This window comes from Streptomyces sp. NPDC054786, from assembly GCF_053611685.1.
Genome location: NZ_JBSHAW010000053.1, coordinates 1 through 18,938, shown reverse-complemented (window position 1 = coordinate 18,938; position 18,938 = coordinate 1). Strand labels below are relative to the sequence as shown.

Sequence of the window (18,938 nt, the reverse complement as noted above, 5' to 3'; positions counted from 1 at the left end):
CGGAGAACACCGCCGCATGACGGCCCCTCAGGATCCCCACGCCACCACGGCCAGGACCTTCGATCCGGCCGCCGCGGCCGCCGCCGCGACCGAAGCGATCCTGCACGACACGCTGCACGGCTCCCGGCGCGGTGTGGTCGTGGACTCCCCGCCTGGTGCCGGCAAGTCCACCCTCGTGGTGCGGGCGGCGCGCGAACTGGCCGCCGCCGGGCGCCCGTTGATGGTCATCGCGCAGACCAACGCCCAGGTCGACGACCTCGTGCTGCGGCTCGCCGAGAAGGACCCGGAGCTGCCCGTCGGCCGGCTGCACAGCAGCGAGCCCGGCGCGTTCGACCCGGCGCTGGCCGAGCTGCCCGCGGTCCGTACGTCCGCGAAGGCCGCCGATCTGGCCGGGATGGACGTCATCGTCTCGACGGCCGCGAAATGGGCGTACACCAAGGTCGACGAACCCTGGCGGCACGCCATCGTGGACGAGGCCTACCAGATGCGTTCCGATGCGCTGCTGAGCGTCGCCGGGCTCTTCGAGCGGGCGCTGTTCGTCGGCGATCCGGGCCAGCTGGATCCGTTCAGCGTGGTCGGCGCCGAGCAGTGGGCGGGGCTGGCGTACGACCCGTCCGCGAGCGCGGTGTCGACCCTGCTGGCCCACAATCCCGATCTGCCGCAGCACCGGCTGCCGGTCTCCTGGCGGCTGCCCGCCTCGGCGGCGCCGCTGGTCTCCGCCGCGTTCTATCCGTACACCCCGTTCCGCAGCGGCACCGGCCACGGCGACCGCCGGCTGGCGTTCGGGGTGCCGGGTGACGGCTCAGGTGTGGACCGGGTCCTGGACGAGGCAGCGGAGTCCGGCTGGGGCCTGCTGGAACTCCCCGCCCGCCGTACGCCGCGTACGGACCCGGAGGCGGTCCGCGCGGTGGCTCGGGTCGTGCGCCGGCTCCTGGACCGCGGCGGCGCCGCGACCAGCGAGGTCCAGCGGGATGCGGACGGGGGGCCGGCCGTCCCCGTGCCGCTCACGGCGGCCCGGATCGCGGTCGGCACGGCCCATCGCGACCAGGCGGCGGCCGTCCGTGCCGCGCTCGCCGAGCTGGGGGTGAGCGGGGTCGCGGTGGACACCGCCAACCGTCTCCAGGGCCGCGAGTTCGATGTCACGGTCGTCCTGCACCCGCTCTCCGGCCGCCCCGACGCCACCGCGTTCCATCTGGAGACCGGCCGGCTGTGCGTGCTCGCCTCCCGCCACCGGCACGCCTGCATCGTGGTCTGCCGGGCGGGCGTCGCCGACCTGCTGGACGAGCACCCCTCGACCGAGCCGGTCCGCCTCGGCGTCACGGTCAAGTTCCCGGACGGCTGGGAGGCCAACCACGCCGTCCTCGCCCACCTGGCCGAACACCGGGTGGTGTGGCGCCCTTAGGGGGAGGAGCCATGGGGCGCCCGGGCTCCGCCCCTGCGACGAGGACTCGGCCCCGGCCGAAAGGGGAGGCGGCGGACGGCACCACACACGGCCCCCTTGCGCGGGGCGGGACAATGGAATGCGGCACACGATCTGGAGGTAGGTACATGTCCGAGCCGCGACCGGCTCCCGACCCGCGTGGTACGGCGCCGGGACCACGGCGGATGAAGCCCGCGCAGCTGCTCTTCGAGCCGCCCGAGGCCGTCGCCGACCCCGAGCACTTCTTCGACCTGGAGTCGATGGAGGACCCGCGCGAGCTGCTCGGCCGCGCCACGGAACTGGCCCTCGCCTTCCGCGCCGCGGCCGACCGCGCCACGGAGTTCCAGGCGCTGGCCGCGGCCCAGCTCGCCGACCCCAGCCGGTTCGACCGGATGCCGCTGGCCGTGCTCGCGGAGCAGGCCGAGTGGACCGAGGACTATGCGCAAAAGATGATCGATTTCGGCCGCAGCCTGATGCGCAGCAGCAGCGCACTGCCGGGCGACATGGACTGAGCGCCCCCGATCCCGCCGACCGCCCCAGGAGTCACTTCCGCACTACGCGCCCCACTACGGCTCATGGTCCATGACCATGGGCCGCTGGCATATGCAAGGAGCGCAAGATACCGGCTCCCGCACCGGCCCGTCCCGTTTTCCGGCAATCAGCTCAGCCCGTACGCGCCGGGTCGGTAGACCTGTCCTCATGAGCGACTGGCTGCCTGAGACCCCCCGCACCCTGGCCTTTCCCACCGCGGCGTATGTCACCCTCGCGGGCGCCGACTGGCTCGCCTCCGCCAGCCCCCACCCGGACGAGCTGCACACCCTGTGGGCCACTCGGCCGGCCGTACCGAGTGTGCTGCCGTGCGGTACCGCTTTCGACGTGATCAACGCCCCGGCGCTCTTCGGGCGGCGCATGGTCGACCGTTTATGGTCCGACGGTCCCGGCTCGGGGCCGGTGGCGGCGCACCGCGGACGGATCCTGCTGTTCGCCGCCCCGGGCACGGCCCAGCGGCTGCCCGCGCTGCTCGTCTGGGAGGAGTGGGCCGCCGCCGTTCCCCCGCTGCTGTGCCACGGCAGCGGCGACGCGGTGACCGTCCCCCCGCTGCACCCCCGCCACGGAGCCGCCGGTGGCGCGGACTCCGCCCCTTTCCTGGCCGCCGAGGACCCGGCCGGCCCGTCCGCCTCCCGCTGGCTGGTGGCGCCGGACGTCCGCAACCCCTGGCTGCCCGGTCCGGACGTGCTGCTGTGGGCCTGTGTGCGCGCCGCCCGCTCCATGGCCGGTCCCGAGCGGGAAACCGCAGCTCAGCACCCCGTTTCGGCGCTGATCCCGGGCTGAGACAAACCGATTTTTGTCCTCCCCGACCAGGATGCTAATGTTTTCCCCGTCAGCAGGCGCCGCTAGCTCAGTTGGTTAGAGCAGCTGACTCTTAATCAGCGGGTCCGGGGTTCGAGTCCCTGGCGGCGCACAGACAGTCGAAGGCCTCCACTCCGGTGGGGGCCTTCGTCGCATGCCGGCCCCTTCGCGCTCCTTGCCGGTCGTACGCCTCTTCTTGGGCCGCCGGCCGGCGTCAGCCGCGTCCGACCTTGACCGCCCAGTCCCCGTCGGTCGTCCGGCCCGCGACCTGGATGCGCACGCCGTCCTGGGCATCGTCCATGCTCTCCCCCACGCCCAGCGGCGCGTCCGCGAGCGGCGGGTAGACGGAGGCGCCAAAGCAGGCCGAGCTGCCCGGATGCCCGTCGAGGACCTGCACGGGCCCCGACCCGGAAGGGGTCTGGCTGTGCACGCGGTAGACCAGGACGCCTTCGGTGCACAGGGAGCGGTCGTTGCCCATGGCACCGCGTGCCTCGATGGCCAGTGCGCTGTCGGGCCCCGTACGGACCACCAGGAGCCGCGGCCGGCGCTGGGCCCGGGGCTCCTTGGGGGCGGACAGCGTGCGCAGCGAGTGGAGGGCGGGGTTGGTCAGATCGACGCAGTCAACCTGGTTGTCGGCGATCCAGCCGAGCTTCCACTTGTGCCAGGCGAAGGGGTCGGGCGCCAGCCCGAACTGGCTGCCCATGAGGTCCCAGTCGCCGACGTAGGTGTCCCAGTCGCCCTTGCCGCCCGCCGGCCGGTGATAGAGGTCCGGCAGGTCGAAGACGTGCCCGGTCTCGTGTGCAAGGACATTGCGGTCCGGCGGGCTCTGCTCGAAGACGGTGACGAACCGGCGCAGATCGCGGTCGTCGGCGTGCATCGGCTGCTCCAGGTTGACGACCTTGGTGGCGTCCGAGTCGACGCCGGGGGCATCCGGGTCGGCGACGAAATAGACCACGTCGTAGCGGCCGAAGTCCACGGAAGGGTCGGCGGCGGCGACCGCGTCGTGCAGATAGGCGGAGCGCCGGCCGGCGTCCCAGTCGCGCTGTATTCCGTAGGAGACGGACGGGCGCGGCATCCGGACCCAGCCGCGGTGGACGTCCGGACGCAGCCGGAACTTTCCGTACGAGGCGCGGTCGAAGAAGCCGGAGGTGGCGGGGAAGTAGGCGCGGGAGAGCTCCTGCGGGGTGGCGGACGGCCGGGCTTCCGGGAAGGACAGGAAGATCATGACGGCGTTGAGCGGACGGTCCGGGCGCGGATAGTCGCCGTTCCAGCTGTCGACGCCCTCCGAGTGGTGCGCGTCGGTGCGCCCCAGGGCGCAGGGGAGGGTGGCCTCGGAGGCGGTGGCGGGCCCGGCGACGATGGACGTCGCGATGAGCGCACTCAGGGAGGTGGCGACGGCCGCGACGCGCCGCAGACGGCGACGATCCACCCCGTCGGGTGTCCGGGCGCGCGGCACATATACCTCCAGGGACGGATGCGGAGACCTCACCTACCCTGTGGCGATTTAATGCTATTCGTCCTGTTTTGCAGACCCGGAAGAGTGATCGGCGCGTCTTCGCCGCCCCGTAACGGAAAGTCACAAACAGCCAATGGGGCATTCGGTACGAACAGAGCCGGGCAGAAATGGCTGAAGTTCCGTCATGCGAGCGGACGATCACGGCTGCGTCGCTGGCTCGGCCGTTGCGCCAGCCTCTATGATCGCCACACTTTCCAGCGCGAGATCCACCCTTCATCACGAGACAAGCGCCATGCGGGAGCGAGCAGTGAGCGGACACCCCGACAGTCCGGGCCGCACGCCCGGAGCGACGCTTCCCTCAGTGACGGAGCGTAACGGTAAGACCAAAGAATCCGCCGACGCCCGGCACACCCCCGCCGGCCGCTGCGACGACACCGCGGCCTCGCTCGGCGACTACCGCGCCACCTTCTACGCCGCGCGGCTGGCGATGGCCGTCCTCAATCGCGACGGCCTGGTCCTCGCCGCCAACCCCGCCTTCGGCGAACTGGTCGGCGCCGACCCGGCCGAGCTGGTCGCCGCCACCGCGGCGGACCTCACCGACCTCGGCGCCGACCCACGGGTGTGGACCGCCTACCGCGAGGTGCTGTGCGGCCGTAGCGACCGGCTGCGCTGCACCCGCCGCCTCAAACACCCCGAAGGGCACTCCATCTGGGTGGAGGTGACCGTCGAGCCGCTCACCCCGGAGCCGCTCAGCGGGGAGGAGCGGATGCTGCTGTCGGTGGCGGACATCAGCGACCGGCACGATCTGCTGGCCCGGCTGCGGCATCTGCAGATGCACGATCCGGTGACCCGGCTGCCCAACCGTGCGCTGTTCTTCGAGCGGCTCTCCGCCGCGCTGGAGACCGCCTCCTTCGAACCGTCCGGCACCGGCCGGATCGGGCTGTGCTACCTCGACCTGGACGGCTTCAAGGCCGTCAATGACACCCTCGGGCACCGCATCGGCGACCGGCTGCTGAGCGCGGTCGCGCAGCGGCTGACGCGCTGCGCGGAGAGCGCGGCGGACCGCGGACCGGGCCGCGCGGGGCATCTCGTCGCGCGACTGGGCGGTGATGAATTCGCTCTTTTGGTGGAGGACTCCACCGGCACCGACCAGCTGGCCGAGCTGGCCCAGTGCGTCCTGGACGCGCTGCAGCGCCCGTTCGACCTCGCCGGGCAGCGGCTGTCGGTGTCGGCGAGCATCGGCGTCGTGGAGCGGACCGCCACCGGCACCACCGCGACCGGCCTGATGCAGGCCGCGGACACCACGCTGTACTGGGCGAAGGAGGACGGCAAGGCCCGCTGGACGCTCTTCGACCCGGAGCGCAACGCCCACCGGATGACCCGGCAGGCGCTCTCCAGCACCCTGCGGCCGGCCGTCGACCGCGGCGAATTCACCCTGGAGTACCAGCCGCTGGTCGGACTGGGTGACGGCCGGGCGCAGGGCGTGGAGGCGCTGGTGCGCTGGCGGCATCCGCAGTTCGGGACGCTGTCGCCGAATCGGTTCATCGCCCTGGCGGAGGAGAACGGCGCCATCGTCGAGCTGGGCCGCTGGGTCCTGGAGCGGGCCTGCCACCAGGCACGGGCCTGGCAGCTGGCACATCCCGGCCAGCCGCTGTTCGTCAGCGTCAATGTGGCCGTACGTCAGGTGTGGGACTCCGACCTGGTCGCGGATGTCGCCGGGATTCTCGCGGAGACCGGGCTGCCGCCGCGGCTGCTGCAGCTGGAGCTGACCGAGTCGGCCGTCATGGGCTCGGCAGGCCGGCCGCTGCAGGCCCTGCAGGCGCTCAGCGACATGGGCGTACGGATCGCCATCGACGACTTCGGCACCGGCTACTCCAACCTCGCCTACCTCAGCCGCCTCCCGGTGTCCGTACTGAAGCTGGACGGTTCCTTCGTCCGCGGCTTCCGCTCGCAGGAGCATCCGAACCCGGCGGACGAGATGATCGTGGAGGCGCTGGTGGCGCTGGCGCACCGGCTCGGCCTCACGGTCACCGCCGAGTGCGTGGAGAGCGCCGAGCAGGCCGAACGGCTCCGCCGGATCGGCTGCGACACCGGCCAGGGCTGGCTCTACTCCCGTCCCGTCGCCCCCGACCGGGTCGAGGCGCTGCTGGACGCGGGACGGCGCACGGGCACCTGAGGGCGCCGCCTGGTCAGCACACCTACGGCCTCGGCAACCCGTACGCGTCCGCGATCAGCTCGTACGAGCGCAGCCGGGCCGGGCCGCCGTGGGCGTTGGCGGTGATCATCAACTCGTCGGCGCCGGTGCGCTTGGCGAGGTCGTCCAGGCCCTGGCGGACGGCGTCCGGGGTGCCGTGGATGACGTTGCCGAGCCAGCTGTCGACGAAGCCCCGCTCCAACTCGTCGAAGCGGTAGGCCTCGGCCTCCTCGGGGCTGGGGACCAGGCCGGGGCGGCCGGTGCGCAGCCGGACCATGGAGAGTGCGCCGGTCATCACCTGACGGCGGGCCTCCCGCTCGTCCTCGGCGGCCAGCGCAGCGACCCCGATCAGGGCGTACGGCTCGGACAGCGCCTCGGAGGGGCGGAAGGACGCGCGGTAGAGGTCCAGCGCGGGGACGGTGTTGGCCGCGGAGAAGTGGTGCGCGAAGGCGAACGGCAGACCGAGGGAGCCGGCGAGCCGGGCGCTGAAGCCGGAGGAGCCCAGCAGCCACAGCGGCGGCCGGTGGGCGGACTGGACGCCGCCGGGCGAGGTGGCCTGGACCGGGCCGGGGACCGCGTGGATCTTGGCGTAGGGGTGGCCGTCGGGGAAGGAGTCGTCGAGGAAGCGGGTCAACTCGGCCAGTTGCTGGGGGAATTCGTCCGCGCCCTCGTGCAGCCGCTCGGTGCGGCGCAGCGCGGCGGCGGTGGCGCCGTCCGTGCCCGGCGCGCGGCCCAGGCCCAGATCGATACGGCCGGGGGCCATCGCCTCCAGGGTGCCGAACTGCTCGGCGATCACCAGCGGGGCGTGGTTGGGGAGCATGACGCCGCCGGAGCCGAGGCGGATGCGCTCGGTGTGGGCGGCGAGGTGGGCGAGCAGCACCGCGGGCGAGGAGGAGGCGACGCCCGGCATGGAGTGGTGCTCGGCGACCCAGTAGCGATGGAAGCCACGGCGTTCGGCCGTACGGGCGATGTCGACGGCCGTACGGACCGCACCGGAAGCGGTGTGGCCGGCGCCGACGGTCACCAGGTCGAGCACCGACAGGGGAACCGGGGCGCTGCCCAGGGCCGCGCCCCGTATCCCTTCGCCGCTCTCGCGGATCGTCTGGTCGCTGCCCCGGGTGGTGTCGTTCTCGCCGCTCACGGTGCGGGTCCTCCTCGCGTCGGTGGTCTGCGAGGAGGACAACCGGAGTGGTTCTCCACTTATTCCCGGGTCAGTTCCCCGACCGGCACCGGTGGGCCCGGTCGTGCGCCGTCCGCGAGACACGCCCTAGGCGTGCGCCGTCCGCGAGAAGAGGGTGCCGAGCACCGGGCAGGCAATCGTGCGGTCGAGCAGCCGCAGCCCTTCCCATGCCGTCACCTGATTGGCGGTGAGCACCGGCTTGCGCAGCTCCGCTTCGAGGGCCGGCAGATGTTCGGCGGTGTGCAGTGCGGTGTCGGGCAGCAGCACCACCTCGGCGTCGGGATGGTCGCCGGCCCGGGCGAGCGCCAGCACCTCCTCGCGGCCCCAGGTGCCGACCTCGGCGGCGGTGATGATGCCGCTCCCGCGGGTCGAGACGACCTCCGTACCGGCGGACTTCAAGAAGGCGTGGAAGCGCTCGGCCACCTCGTCGGGGTAGGTGGCGGCGATCGCCACCCGCTGGGCGCCGAGTGCCTGCACGGCATGCGCGAAGGCGAAGGACGTACTGGAGGCGGGCAGGCCGGCCGTGACGGACAGCTCCCGGACCTGTTCGTGGGCGCCCTCCCAGCCGAACACGAAGCTGGCGCTCGTGCAGGCCCAGACGACCGCCTCGGCGCCGCGCGCCTTGAGATCGTCGACGCCGGCCGCCAGCCGCGCGGCGGAGCCCATCTCCAGCAGCGCGTCGACCCGGTGGGCGTCCTCGCCGATGTCGGTGTGCACGAGCGGCAGGCGGACCGCGCCGCCCAGGAGTGTTTCGAGCCGGGGGTAGTCGTCCTCCGCGGAGTAGCCGGGGTAGAGGAAGCCGACCGATGCCATGCAGGTCTCCCTTGCGTGTACGACTGCGGGTGCAGGGGTGTTCGTGGGTGCGGGTGCGTTCACGGGTGGTGCGGTGAGGTGCGGAAGGGGCGCTGCCGGCGCGTGGGGTGACGCCGGCAGCATCCGGGGCGGGGGCCGGGGAGAACCGGCCTCACACCGGGGGCAGACCTCCGGTGTCCTCGGGCGGATAGGGCGGGGGTTCCAGGCCGTCGAGGGCCTCCCCGTCCAAGGGCGCGGGGGATGCGGCGAAGGCGGCCTCGGGGGTCGCCTCCGGCAGCCCTGCTCCCGGTTCTTCCGGTTCCGATCCGGTCATCGCGGCCGGGCCGCGGCGCGCCACCGGGTCGAGCAGCGCCTGGTACGGGCCCACCGCCTGGACACCGATGGCGCGCAGTGCGGCCCACATCGTGACCTGGTTGGCGGACAGTACCGGCATCCGCAGCTCGGCCTCCAGCTGCGGGATGACGTCGTAGGTCGGCAGATTCGTGCAGCTGATGAAGAGGGCATCGGCGGAGCCGACCACGGCCGCGCGGGCCATGTCGACGACGTCGCGGTAGGGCACCTTCCAGATGTGCCGGGTCAGCCCGAGGTAGGCGCGACCGGTGACCGTGATGCCCGCTTCACCCAGGTAGTCCTCCAGGGAGTCGGTGACCGATTTCGTGTAGGGCGTGACCACGGCGATGCGCCGTGCGCCGATCTCGCGCAGCGCTTCGATCAGTGCGCCCGATGTCGTGAGGGAGGGAACCTCCCCCGCCTGGGCCATGGCGGCGCACATGGCTCGTTCGCCAGCCACCCCGGCGACAAAGCTGCCGGACGTGCAGGCATAGGAGATGACCTGCGGTGATACCGCACACAGCGCCTGGACGGCGGCATGCAGCGTTTCGTGCTCGCTGACCAGACGGGCCAGATCGAGGCTGACCTCGACGGGCACAAAAGGGGTGCGGGTGAGGTGGAGGGACACGTCGTCGGGGACCCACCGCCACAGCTCCCGGTCGAGAGCGAAGTCGAAGGGAGCGACGACACCCACGCCGAGCTGCGGCTGTGGGCCACCCAGAAAAGAGACGTCCATGAAGGCCCCTAGAAGAAACGAAGGGCTGGAATGGCCAGGCCAGTGGCCGGGGATGAGGTGCAGCCGGATCAAGCCGGGACGTCGGGACAGTGCCGTTGTTGACACGGTAGATACGACTTCTTAGCGTGGTCAATCCTCGCATCTCAGGCATCTGTCGGCGCCCCTTTCCATGGAAAGGGACTCATGTTTCAGAACGGTTTCTGGCTATGTCCAAAAGCACCGTCCTCGTCCTCGGTTCCGACCCGCCGCCGAAGCTCGACCGGCTCACCGGCCGGGCGCGGGTGATCTTCACCGATGAGGACTCGCTCGCTGACCGACTCCCCACCGCCGATGTGCTGTTGGCCTGGGATTTCACCTCCGATGCGATCCGCAGAGCCTGGCCGGAGAAGGGCCCCAGGCCTCGCTGGGTGCACACCGCGAGCGCGGGTGTGGATCAGCTGCTGTGCCCGGCGCTGATCGCCGACGACACCTTGGTGACCAACGCCCGTGGCGTCTTCGAGCAACCGATCGCAGAGTATGTGGCCGGGCTGGTGATCGCCATGGCCAAGGACTTCTACGGAAGTTGGGAGCTGCAGCGGCAGCGGCGCTGGCAGCACCGCGAGACCCTGCGGCTGGCCGGCAGCCGGGCCGTCGTGGTGGGCTCCGGACCGATCGGCCGGGCCATCGGCACCACCCTCCTGGCACTGGGTGTCAAAGTCGATCTGGTCGGCCGCCGGGAGCGCTCGGGCGACCCGCAATTCGGCCTCGTACACGCGAGTGATGCGCTGAACGGCCTGTTGGCCCAGGCGGATTGGGTGGTCTGCGCGGCGCCCCTGACCGACGCCACCCGCGGCCTGTTCGACAAGGCCGCGTTCTCCCGGATGCCGCCGCGGGCCCGGTTCATCAACGTCGGGCGCGGGCAGCTGGTCGTCGAGGACGCGCTGATCGCGGCGCTGCGCGAGTGGCGGATCGCGGCGGCGGCACTGGACGTCTTCGAGCAGGAGCCGGTCGCCGCGGACAGCCCGCTGTGGGACGTCCCGCATCTGATCGTCTCGCCCCACATGAGCGGCGACACCCTGGGCTGGCGGGACGCCCTCGCCGAGCAGTTCCAGGACAACTTCGACCAGTGGTCGGCCGGCAAGCCGCTGCACAACCTCGTCGACAAGCGGCTCGGGTACGTACCGGTGCAGTGACGGCGCCGGCTGCCGTCCACGGCAGCGGCGACCCCGCCGCCGTCCCGCCCGGGGCGGCCAACGCTCGGAGGACGCATGACCACCGAACCGACCCACCTCGCCGACCTCACCGCCACCCGGCTCACGGCCGGGTACGCGGCCGGCGAATTCTCCCCCGTCGAGGCGACCCGGGCGGTACTGGAACGCGCCGAGGCCGCACAGGCCGCGACGAACTGCTTCACCCGGATCGACGCGGACGAGGCGCTGTCGGGCGCCAAGGAGTCGGCGGAGCGCTGGCGGGCCGGGGAACCGGCCGGGCCGGTGGACGGGGTGCCCGTCACCGTCAAGGATCTGATCCTCACCCGGGGCGTCCCGACGCTGCGCGGTTCGCGGACGGTGCGGGCCGAGGGCCCATGGGAGGAGGACGCCCCGTCGGTCGCCCGGCTGCGGGAGTCGGGGGCGGTGTTCATCGGCAAGACCACCACGCCGGAGTTCGGCTGGAAGGGCGTCACCGACAGTCCACGGCACGGGGTGACGGGCAATCCGTACGACCCGGGGCGCACCGCGGGCGGCTCCAGCGGCGGCAGTGCGGCGGCGGTGGCGCTGGGCGCCGGTCCGCTGAGCCTGGGCACGGACGGCGGCGGCTCGGTCCGTATCCCGGCGTCGTTCTGCGGGATCTTCGCCCTCAAGGCGACCTACGGGCGGGTGCCGCTGTATCCGGCGAGCCCGTTCGGGACGCTGGCGCATGTCGGGCCGATGACCCGGGACGCGGCGGACGCGGCGTTGATGATGGAGGTGATCGGCGGCGCGGACTGGCGGGACTGGTCCCAGCTCGCTCCGGCCGCCGGCTCGTTCCGGGAGGCGCTGGCGGGTCCGGTCTCGGGGCTGCGGGTGGCCTACAGCCCGTCACTCGGCTGGGATGTGCCGGTGGCCCCGGAGATCGCCGCCGCGGTCCGGAGGGCCGTCGACACGCTCGCCGGGCTCGGCGCGTCCGTCGAGGAGATCGACCCGGGCATCGCGGACCCGGTGGAGGCCTTCCACACGCTGTGGTTCAGCGGCGCGGCCCGGGTGGTGCAGCATCTGGACGACGCGGAGCGGGCGCTGCTCGACCCGGGGCTCCAGGAGGTCTGCGAGCAGGGCGCCCGGTACAGCGCGCTGGACTATCTGACCGCGGTCGATACGCGGATGGCGCTCGGTCAGGCCATGGGCCGCTTCCACAGCGCCTATGACCTGTTGGTGACCCCGACCGAGCCGATCACCGCGTTCGAGGCGGGCGTCGAGGTCCCGTCCGGGTCCGGCCACACCCGCTGGACGGGCTGGACGCCGTTCACCTACCCGTTCAACCTCACCCAGCAGCCGGCCGCGACGGTGCCCTGCGGGGTGGACGGTGACGGGATGCCGATCGGCGTCCAGCTGGTCGGTGCGCGGCACGCGGACGCGCTGGTGCTGCGCGCCGCGCACGCCCTTTACGAGGCGGGGACCGCGGAGATCCCCGCGCCTGCGGCCGCCAAGGGGTGACCGCGCCGGTCCGTCGCCGGCCCGTGGGGGCGGGCGACGGGCCGGCGCGGACGGCCCAGGGTGTGTCCTAGGCCCGCCGGAAGTTGAGGGTCTCCCCCAGGGCTCCGGCCCGCCACAGGTCCTGACAGGCATCGGCCATCCGGTCCAGGCCGTCGACGACACTGCCCCACACGATGCCCGGCACCCAGCCCGCGTCACCGTTGATCAGTAGATTGTTGCGCTCGTAGAACAGCGCGAGGTCCACGACGGTGGTGCGGCCCTGGTGCTGGGCCTGGGTCTCGTAACCGTAGGACTTCGTCCCCAGTTGGGTGTCGGTGAAGGTGAAGTAACACAGATCGCCGGGGATCGGGGTGATCGTCGGATTCTCCAGCGGCGGCTCCTCAGGAGCGAACGGCGCAAGCAGGGCGTAGATCTCGTTGCGGGCGTATTTGGCGTGATAGACGTCGGCGCCTAGCGGGAGGGCATCCCATACGGCGTTGCAGGTGATCGGCGCGCGGTCGTCGAGCAACTTGGCCGTGCAGCTCACGCCGCGCTTGTCCAGGGAGACTTCGATGAAGCGATCGGTCATGCCCCGATCGTAGGTGGGCAATACCGGCGTACGGAACAAGTCCGAGGCGGTTGCATCAAGGGCCGGAAACGATCGGCATATGTGCCAGGCGTTCGGGTAGTCGCGCGCCCATGGCTCCACCACAGGAGAACACCAAAATGATCAAGAGAAAATTGGCAAGCGGCATTCGCCGCCGCTCGCTGCTCGCGGGGGTAGCGGCGCTCGGCGCAGCGGGTGCGGTGGGAACGGCCTCGGGCTGCTCCCAGGTCGATGTCTCCGGCGCGACAGGCGGCGGGCATCTCCTCGACGACCTGCGGAAAAAGGGCACCGTCCGCATGGGAATCGCCAGCGAACCGCCCTACGCCTCCATCAACAGCAAGGGCGAGTTGACCGGCGAGGCCCCCGCCGTCGCCAAGACGATCTTCCGGCGGCTGGGCATCAAGAACTTCGAGCCGGTACCGGTCGAATTCGGTGCACTGGTGCCAGGCCTGCATTCCTTCCAGTACGACGTGATCGTCGCGGGCATGTTCATCAACAAGGCCCGCTGTGCGGCCGTCCTCTTCTCCGACCCGGATTACGAGAACAAGGACGCCTTTCTCGTACTCAAGGGCAACCCGAAGAAAATCCACTCCTATGCGGACATCGCCAAGGGTCACTACCGGATGGGCTCCGGCATCGGCTATGCCGAGATCGACTACGCGGTCGGCAACGGCGTCAAGAAGGGCACGATCCAGACCTACGGCGACCAGATCGCCGGCATGGAGGCCCTGGAAGCGGGCCGTATCGACGCCTTCGCCGGTACGGCGCTGACCATGATCGAGGCGCTGAAGACCGGTAAGCACCCCAAGGTGGAGATGACCGAGCCGTTCACGCCGGAGGTCGACGGGAAACCCCAGCGCGACGGCGGCGGCTACGGCTTCCGGATCGGCGAGACCAAGCTGCGGGACGCCTTCAACCACGAGCTGCAGAAGATGAAGAAGAGCGGCGAACTCCTGCGTATCGCCAAGCCGTACGGCTTCACCAAGGAGTTCCAGACCGACCTCACGGCGAAGGAGCTCTGTAAAAAGTGACCGGCGCTCTGTGGGAACTCTTCTTCAAAGGGCTGTGGATCACCGTCCAGTTGATGATCTACAGCGCCGCCCTGGCCGCCACCGTCGCCTTCGGTATCGGCCTGGCGCGCACCTCACGGTTCTGGATCATCCGCTTCCTGTCCGGTGTCTATGTGGAGTTCTTCCGCGGCACCTCGGCCCTGGTGCTGATGTTCTGGCTGTTCTTCGCGCTGCCGCTGCTGGGCTGGCAGCTGGTCGGTATCTGGGCGGGCACCCTGGCGCTGGGCCTGTCGTACGGCGCGTACGGCTCCGAGATCGTCCGTGGCGCCGTCCAGGCGGTGGCACCCGCCCAGCGTGAGGCGGCCATCGCGCTGAGCTTCACGCCCTGGCAGCGGCTGCGGAAGGTGATACTCCCGCAAGCCGTGCCCGAGATGATGCCGCCCTTCAACAACCTGCTGATCGAGCTGCTCAAGGGCACCGCGCTGGCGTCGCTGCTGTCCATCGGCGAACTCACCTTCCAGGCCAAGCTGGCCCGGCTGTCGACGGGCGAGAGCGCCCAGATCTACGGAATCATCCTCGTCCTGTACTTCGCGGTCGCGTTCGTGATGACCCGGATCATGCGGGTGCTGGAGCGCCGCGCCAAGGCCTCGATCGGCCGGGCGGTCCCCAAGGGTGAGGGCTGGTTCTCCCGCAAACTGCCCGTCGAGAAGCAGGGCCCCGAGGCGCTGGCCACCGGAGGAAAGCCGTGAACAACTGGTCATGGAGCTACGTCGGCGAGATCATGCCCGACATCCTCAAAGGGCTGTGGATCACCGTCCAGGCAACGATCTACGGCTCGCTGGTGTCCTTCGCGCTCGGGCTGGTGTGGGCGCTGGCCCTGCGCTCGCGCAGCCGCTGGGTGACCTGGCCGGTCAGCATCTTCGTCGAGTTCATCCGCAACACCCCGCTGCTGGTGCAGCTGTTCTTCCTGTTCTTCGTCCTGCCGGGCTGGGGGCTGGCCTTCTCGCCGCTGACCACGGGCGTCATCGGCCTGGGCCTGCACTACTCGACGTACACCTCCGAGGTCTACCGCGCCGGTATCGAGGGTGTGCCGCCCGGCCAGTGGGAGGCCGCCACGGCGCTGAACCTGCCGCGCCGGCGCACCTGGACCGCGGTGATCCTGCCGCAGGCGTTCCGCCGGGTGGTGCCCGCGCTGGGCAACTACGTCATCGCGATGTTCAAGGACACGCCGCTGCTGGCCGGTATCACCGTCGCCGACATGCTCTTCCAGGCGAACAGCATCAGCGCCACCACCTTCGACTACCTGGAGCCGATCACCATCGTCGGCATCCTCTTCGTGGTCATCTCCTACCCCACTTCTCTCCTCCTGCGAGCCCTGGAGCGTCGTCTTGTCCGCTGACAGCACCCCCGCAAAAGAAACGGCCAACCCGGCGGTGGACGGCACCGAGCTGATCCGCTTCGACAAGGTCACCAAGCGGTTCGGAACCAACACCGTTCTGGACTCCCTGGACTTCACCGTCTCGTCGGGCAAGCACGTCACCCTCATCGGCCCGTCCGGGTCCGGCAAGACCACGATTCTGCGGCTGCTGATGACGCTGCTGAAGCCGGACGAGGGCACCATCAAGGTCGGCGGCGAGTATCTGACGCACGAGGAGAAGGCCGGCAAGCTCGTCCCGGCCGGGGAGAAGCACGTCCGGGAGGTCCGCAAGAACATCGGCATGGTGTTCCAGCAGTTCAATCTCTTCCCGAACATGAAGGTGCTGCGGAACATCACCGAGGCGCCGGTGCACGTCCTGGGGCTGGACAAGGACGCCGCCGAGGAGCGCGCCCGCGAACTCCTCGACCTGGTGGGCCTGACCGAGCATCTCGACAAGTACCCCACCCAGCTCTCCGGCGGCCAGCAGCAGCGGGTCGCCATCGCCCGGGCGCTGGCGATGCGCCCGCAGGTGCTGCTGCTGGACGAGGTGACCTCCGCGCTCGACCCGGAGCTGGTGGCCGGGGTGCTGGACGTCCTGCGGGACATCGCGCACACCACGGACATCACCATGCTCTGCGTCACCCACGAGATGAACTTCGCCCGGGACATCTCCGACGACGTCCTGATGTTCGACGCGGGCCGGGTCATCGAATCCGGTTCTCCGGAAAAGATCTTCACGGAGCCGGAGCACGAGCGCACCCGGGAATTCCTGAGCGCCGTGCTGTGAACCGCGGCCGCTAGACGCCGAGTCCGGGTGGTGCCTCCCCTCCGGGGGATGCACCACCCTTTCTCATTTCCGCATACCGGCACCATCGCGGCCAAATTCCGGAATATCGCCCCGCACCCCTGGGCGGGATGCGGGGAATCCCGCACGCGGCCGGCCCGCCCGCCCGCCGCATGCTCAACAGTTCCTCAAGTCGATGACCCATGGCTGAAATCAGGTCTACGGTCTACCGTCTGTGTACGGTCTGCGGACGCGCCTGACACCACCTCATGACCAGGGTGGGGGCGCGGAGTCGGGCCGTACCGGGTGTCTTGACCGGGTGCCCACCGCAGGTGTCGTACCTCAGGTTTCACGCCACAGAATTCTGTCCGCGAGCACAACAACGGGGTCCCTTTTCCATGGGAAGGACAGTGGAGACGTGAACGTCTCATTTTTTGCCACGGAGTCAGCGCATTCCGGAAAACAGTCAGAAAGGCGCGCCCGGCACGGCGCGTTTTCCCTCCTGGTACATCCCTGAGGAGCTGATGCGCGTGCATACTCAGGAACCGCCGCTTCGGCACCAGGACGCCTACGCCGTCGTCGTCGCGGACACCGTCGACGACATCGAGCAGCTCAACGAACTGCTGCACAGCAATCTCCCGGTCCTGCTCGTCCGCGATCTCGACCAGGCCAGACGCCTGATGGACGGCGAGCCGTCCGGCGCGTCCGCCGCGGACACCCCGCGGCCGGACCCGCTGCGGGTGGGCCGGCTGGAGATCCGGCCGCAGGAGCAGCGGGCGCTGTGGTGCGGCGCACCGCTGGAGCTGACCGCACAGGAGATCGGCCTGCTGCGCTGCCTCGCCCGGCACGGCGGCAGCGTGGCCTCCTTCCAGGAACTCGTCCAGGACGTCTGGGGAGCGTCCTGCGGAGTGGACACCACGGTGATTCACAGCGCCGTACGACGGCTGCGCCGGAAGCTGGAAAGGGCCGGTGTCGACGTCGGGATCGAGTCCGTCCGCGGTTACGGTCTGCGGATCGCCCATGAGGGTCGGCAACCGTCAGCGAACTGACATCAACCTGACATTGGCCGCCCCGCCGGATTCCTCAAGACTATGAGGCGATTCACCGGCGGGGACGCCTTTCCGGACTCCTGACATACCCGCGGCCGGACGGCGTCTTTCGCTTCATGAAGACATTCGAACGGGAGGCAGCATGCGCGTACACAAGGCATCCCGCGCACTTTTGGTGGGTGCGGCGGCCGTGAGCATTCTCGGTACGACGGGAATGGCTTCCCCCGCTACGGCGGCCGCCGATCACGGCCCCGCCGTGCTGAAGAAGACCTGCAAGGTCTCCGCCTATACCGACCGCGTCGACCGGAAGACCGACAAGTTCGGCAACGGCGCGATCGAGTGCAACTACAAGCCCGCCTACACGAAGCTCGTCGTCACCCTCTACAAGGGCAAGAAGAAGGTGGCGAAGGCCAAGTGCGGTAACCACAAGAAGACTTGTTTCGTCGCCACCAGGGCCGTCAAGGACGATATGCCCATCCAGAAGTGGCGCACCAAGGTCACCGGCGCCTGGGGCTCCGGAAAGCACAAGAGCGTGTGGAGCAAGGCGCTTCGCGGCTGAGCCGGACCGCGTCCCGCACGCTCACCGGCCTCGGTCCGCCGAGGCCTCATCACGCCCACGACCAGCAAAGGCAGATGCGTATGCGCTCCATGATCGCGCGTGGCGCGGTGGCCGCTCTCGCCGCCACCACCCTGGCCGGATCCTTCGCGGGTTCCGCCTCTGCGCAGCAGACCGTGCACACCAAGAAAACGGTGCACAGCCAGAAGGCAAGGGCCACCAAGAAGTCCCCCAAGCTCGACGGCGGCTGCAACTTCATCAACAACGGCCGCAAGACGGCGGGCGTGGCCTGCTTCAAGAAGAAGGGCGACCGGGTCTGGCTCCGTGACAAGGCCCGCGACGGTATGCGCATCGAGGTGCGCGGTTCGGTCAACAGCAAGGGCCAGCCCGGATTCCGCTGCTACGGCAACTACAAAGGCGGCTGGAAGGTCTGCAACTTCGACCGCAAGATGGCCGAGGGCCATGTCTTCCTCTGGTACGTCTCCAAGTGGAAGGGCAGCAAACTGAAGGGCACCAGCGGCGAGAAGATGATGCAGACGTCCTGAACGGACGTCGCCTCGCGGAACCGGCCACCGATGTGGCCGGTTCCGCACCCTCCCCGGGCCCTCCCCCGCGCCGCACCAGGGCATCCCGGTGCGGCGCGGCGCAAAGTGCCGGGCCATCCGGAGCCTCATGACCTTGGCATATGCCAAAGTCTCAAGCCCCAGTACAGAAACGCCGGGCACGACTCTTTTCAGTCAAGACCCCCTCCGTCGAGGGCCGTTGACCGCTATCGTGAGAGCACGCCGTTATCCGGGATCGGCCGCCCAAGCGCCGGCCGGGACCACCAACGACGGTCCTGACGCAAGCGGTAACAACCTGCTAGGGGGACACCGTGGCGCTGAAGCCCGAGCCGACCGCGCCGTTCCATTCGGTGCAGTACGCCCTTCGCGTGCTCGAAACGATCTCCAGGCACGCCGATGGCGTGACCGATGCGCAGATCGCCCGCGAAACGAGCCTGTCCCCGGGCCAGCTCGCCCACATGCTGTCGATGCTCCGGCGCGAGGGCTATGTCGAGCAGGTCACCGACGGGGCGTACGTCGTCGGCGAATCGCTCCTGCTCCTGGGAACGGGCGGCGACCGCGACCAGGCCCTGCGCGAAAAGCTGCAGCTCACCCTCGACCACCTGCGCGACTCGGTCGGCGCGGCGGTCTACATCAGCCGGTACATCGACGGCGAGGTGAAGATCCTGCACTACGCGGACGGACCGCTGGCCCCCAAGGTCAACGAGTGGGCGGAGTTCCACCGCACGGTGCATGCCAGCGCGGTCGGCAAATGTCTGCTGGCGCAGCTCGACCACGACGGCCGCAAGGACCATCTCTCACGCCACAAGACCGCCCGGCTCACCT

General features: G+C 70.2%; 19 protein-coding genes and 1 tRNA gene. 15 read left to right on the top strand and 5 right to left on the bottom strand.

What is annotated here, in order from left to right:
* Positions 1-16 precede the first annotated feature (16 nt).
* The 4 genes from ACWGI6_RS33400 (at position 17) to ACWGI6_RS33385 (ending at position 2,882) form a co-directional block, all read left to right on the top strand.
* A complete protein-coding gene (locus ACWGI6_RS33400; protein ID WP_453270978.1) occupies positions 17-1,402 on the top strand; it encodes an AAA domain-containing protein in 1,386 nt (461 codons plus the stop codon).
* Positions 1,403-1,548: 146 nt separating this feature from the next.
* Positions 1,549-1,932, top strand: a complete 384-nt coding sequence (locus tag ACWGI6_RS33395) for a hypothetical protein (protein WP_393906313.1) — start codon at positions 1,549-1,551, stop codon at positions 1,930-1,932.
* Between the two features lie 187 nt (positions 1,933-2,119).
* Positions 2,120-2,752, top strand: coding sequence for a bifunctional DNA primase/polymerase (locus tag ACWGI6_RS33390; protein ID WP_453270977.1), 633 nt, complete (start codon positions 2,120-2,122; stop codon positions 2,750-2,752).
* A 56-nt stretch (positions 2,753-2,808) separates the two neighbouring features.
* Positions 2,809-2,882 (top strand) — tRNA-Lys (locus tag ACWGI6_RS33385).
* Positions 2,883-2,984: 102 nt separating this feature from the next.
* Here the strand turns inward: ACWGI6_RS33385 and ACWGI6_RS33380 are convergent.
* The gene (locus ACWGI6_RS33380) at positions 2,985-4,226 is read right to left on the bottom strand and encodes a M6 family metalloprotease domain-containing protein (protein WP_453270976.1); all 1,242 of its coding nucleotides are present in this window, start codon (positions 4,224-4,226) and stop codon (positions 2,985-2,987) included.
* Positions 4,227-4,587: 361 nt separating this feature from the next.
* Between ACWGI6_RS33380 and ACWGI6_RS33375 the strand changes: the two genes are divergently transcribed.
* Positions 4,588-6,402, top strand: a complete 1,815-nt coding sequence (locus tag ACWGI6_RS33375) for a putative bifunctional diguanylate cyclase/phosphodiesterase (protein WP_453270975.1) — start codon at positions 4,588-4,590, stop codon at positions 6,400-6,402.
* A gap of 22 nt (positions 6,403-6,424) precedes the next feature.
* Here ACWGI6_RS33375 and ACWGI6_RS33370 read toward each other — a convergent pair whose 3' ends face one another.
* The 3 genes from ACWGI6_RS33370 to ACWGI6_RS33360 form a co-directional block, all read right to left on the bottom strand.
* Complete coding sequence (locus ACWGI6_RS33370) at positions 6,425-7,561, bottom strand: LLM class flavin-dependent oxidoreductase (protein ID WP_453270974.1); 1,137 nt, start codon at positions 7,559-7,561, stop codon at positions 6,425-6,427.
* 126 nt (positions 7,562-7,687) lie between these two features.
* On the bottom strand, positions 7,688-8,413 hold the full coding sequence (locus ACWGI6_RS33365) for a maleate cis-trans isomerase family protein (protein ID WP_393906318.1): 726 nt from the start codon (positions 8,411-8,413) through the stop codon (positions 7,688-7,690).
* 151 nt (positions 8,414-8,564) lie between these two features.
* Positions 8,565-9,479, bottom strand: a complete 915-nt coding sequence (locus ACWGI6_RS33360; protein WP_393906319.1) for a maleate cis-trans isomerase family protein — start codon at positions 9,477-9,479, stop codon at positions 8,565-8,567.
* A gap of 206 nt (positions 9,480-9,685) precedes the next feature.
* Between ACWGI6_RS33360 and ACWGI6_RS33355 the strand changes: the two genes are divergently transcribed.
* Together ACWGI6_RS33355 and ACWGI6_RS33350 are read left to right on the top strand one after the other, a co-directional pair.
* Positions 9,686-10,651 carry a D-2-hydroxyacid dehydrogenase gene (locus ACWGI6_RS33355; RefSeq protein ID WP_393906320.1) on the top strand — a complete coding sequence of 322 codons (966 nt, stop codon included), beginning with the start codon at positions 9,686-9,688 and terminating at the stop codon, positions 10,649-10,651.
* A gap of 75 nt (positions 10,652-10,726) precedes the next feature.
* A complete protein-coding gene (locus tag ACWGI6_RS33350) occupies positions 10,727-12,148 on the top strand; it encodes an amidase (RefSeq protein WP_453270973.1) in 1,422 nt (473 codons plus the stop codon).
* Positions 12,149-12,215: 67 nt separating this feature from the next.
* Here ACWGI6_RS33350 and ACWGI6_RS33345 read toward each other — a convergent pair whose 3' ends face one another.
* Positions 12,216-12,716 carry a DUF3830 family protein gene (locus ACWGI6_RS33345; RefSeq protein ID WP_453270972.1) on the bottom strand — a complete coding sequence of 167 codons (501 nt, stop codon included), beginning with the start codon at positions 12,714-12,716 and terminating at the stop codon, positions 12,216-12,218.
* 137 nt (positions 12,717-12,853) lie between these two features.
* Between ACWGI6_RS33345 and ehuB the strand changes: the two genes are divergently transcribed.
* The 8 genes from ehuB to ACWGI6_RS33305 form a co-directional block, all read left to right on the top strand.
* Positions 12,854-13,765 (top strand): ectoine/hydroxyectoine ABC transporter substrate-binding protein EhuB, encoded by a 912-nt coding sequence (ehuB, locus tag ACWGI6_RS33340; RefSeq protein ID WP_453270971.1) that lies wholly within the window; start codon positions 12,854-12,856, stop codon positions 13,763-13,765.
* The gene (ehuC, locus tag ACWGI6_RS33335) at positions 13,762-14,493 is read left to right on the top strand and encodes an ectoine/hydroxyectoine ABC transporter permease subunit EhuC (protein ID WP_393906324.1); all 732 of its coding nucleotides are present in this window, start codon (positions 13,762-13,764) and stop codon (positions 14,491-14,493) included. The genes ehuB and ehuC overlap by 4 nt, the downstream gene beginning before the upstream one ends.
* A gap of 32 nt (positions 14,494-14,525) precedes the next feature.
* On the top strand, positions 14,526-15,143 hold the full coding sequence (gene ehuD / locus ACWGI6_RS33330; protein ID WP_393906344.1) for an ectoine/hydroxyectoine ABC transporter permease subunit EhuD: 618 nt from the start codon (positions 14,526-14,528) through the stop codon (positions 15,141-15,143).
* Positions 15,133-15,948 carry an ectoine/hydroxyectoine ABC transporter ATP-binding protein EhuA gene (gene ehuA, locus ACWGI6_RS33325; RefSeq protein WP_453270970.1) on the top strand — a complete coding sequence of 272 codons (816 nt, stop codon included), beginning with the start codon at positions 15,133-15,135 and terminating at the stop codon, positions 15,946-15,948. Before ehuD ends, ehuA begins: the two co-directional genes overlap by 11 nt.
* Before the next feature lie 527 nt (positions 15,949-16,475).
* Positions 16,476-16,994, top strand: coding sequence for a winged helix-turn-helix domain-containing protein (locus ACWGI6_RS33320; protein ID WP_453270969.1), 519 nt, complete (start codon positions 16,476-16,478; stop codon positions 16,992-16,994).
* Positions 16,995-17,136: 142 nt separating this feature from the next.
* Positions 17,137-17,553 carry a hypothetical protein gene (locus ACWGI6_RS33315; protein ID WP_453270968.1) on the top strand — a complete coding sequence of 139 codons (417 nt, stop codon included), beginning with the start codon at positions 17,137-17,139 and terminating at the stop codon, positions 17,551-17,553.
* 80 nt (positions 17,554-17,633) lie between these two features.
* Positions 17,634-18,095 carry a hypothetical protein gene (locus ACWGI6_RS33310; protein ID WP_453270967.1) on the top strand — a complete coding sequence of 154 codons (462 nt, stop codon included), beginning with the start codon at positions 17,634-17,636 and terminating at the stop codon, positions 18,093-18,095.
* A 329-nt stretch (positions 18,096-18,424) separates the two neighbouring features.
* Positions 18,425-18,938 (top strand): helix-turn-helix domain-containing protein (locus tag ACWGI6_RS33305; protein ID WP_453270966.1); only part of this gene is annotated, 514 nt, incomplete at its 3' end.

Excerpts from the sequence above, each read along its gene's own strand:
- ACWGI6_RS33365 (WP_393906318.1), bottom strand. The coding sequence starts at position 8,413 with ATGGCATCGGTCGGCTTCCTCTACCCCGGCTACTCCGCGGAGGACGAC.
- ACWGI6_RS33400 (WP_453270978.1), top strand. The coding sequence starts at position 17 with ATGACGGCCCCTCAGGATCCCCACGCCACCACGGCCAGGACCTTCGAT.
- ACWGI6_RS33345 (WP_453270972.1), bottom strand. The coding sequence starts at position 12,716 with ATGACCGATCGCTTCATCGAAGTCTCCCTGGACAAGCGCGGCGTGAGC.
- ACWGI6_RS33360 (WP_393906319.1), bottom strand. The coding sequence starts at position 9,479 with ATGGACGTCTCTTTTCTGGGTGGCCCACAGCCGCAGCTCGGCGTGGGT.
- ACWGI6_RS33315 (WP_453270968.1), top strand. The coding sequence starts at position 17,137 with ATGCGCGTACACAAGGCATCCCGCGCACTTTTGGTGGGTGCGGCGGCC.
- ACWGI6_RS33390 (WP_453270977.1), top strand. The coding sequence starts at position 2,120 with ATGAGCGACTGGCTGCCTGAGACCCCCCGCACCCTGGCCTTTCCCACC.
- ACWGI6_RS33395 (WP_393906313.1), top strand. The coding sequence starts at position 1,549 with ATGTCCGAGCCGCGACCGGCTCCCGACCCGCGTGGTACGGCGCCGGGA.
- ACWGI6_RS33310 (WP_453270967.1), top strand. The coding sequence starts at position 17,634 with ATGCGCTCCATGATCGCGCGTGGCGCGGTGGCCGCTCTCGCCGCCACC.
- ACWGI6_RS33350 (WP_453270973.1), top strand. The coding sequence starts at position 10,727 with ATGACCACCGAACCGACCCACCTCGCCGACCTCACCGCCACCCGGCTC.
- ehuD (WP_393906344.1), top strand. The coding sequence starts at position 14,526 with ATGCCCGACATCCTCAAAGGGCTGTGGATCACCGTCCAGGCAACGATC.
- ACWGI6_RS33355 (WP_393906320.1), top strand. The coding sequence starts at position 9,686 with ATGTCCAAAAGCACCGTCCTCGTCCTCGGTTCCGACCCGCCGCCGAAG.
- ehuB (WP_453270971.1), top strand. The coding sequence starts at position 12,854 with ATGATCAAGAGAAAATTGGCAAGCGGCATTCGCCGCCGCTCGCTGCTC.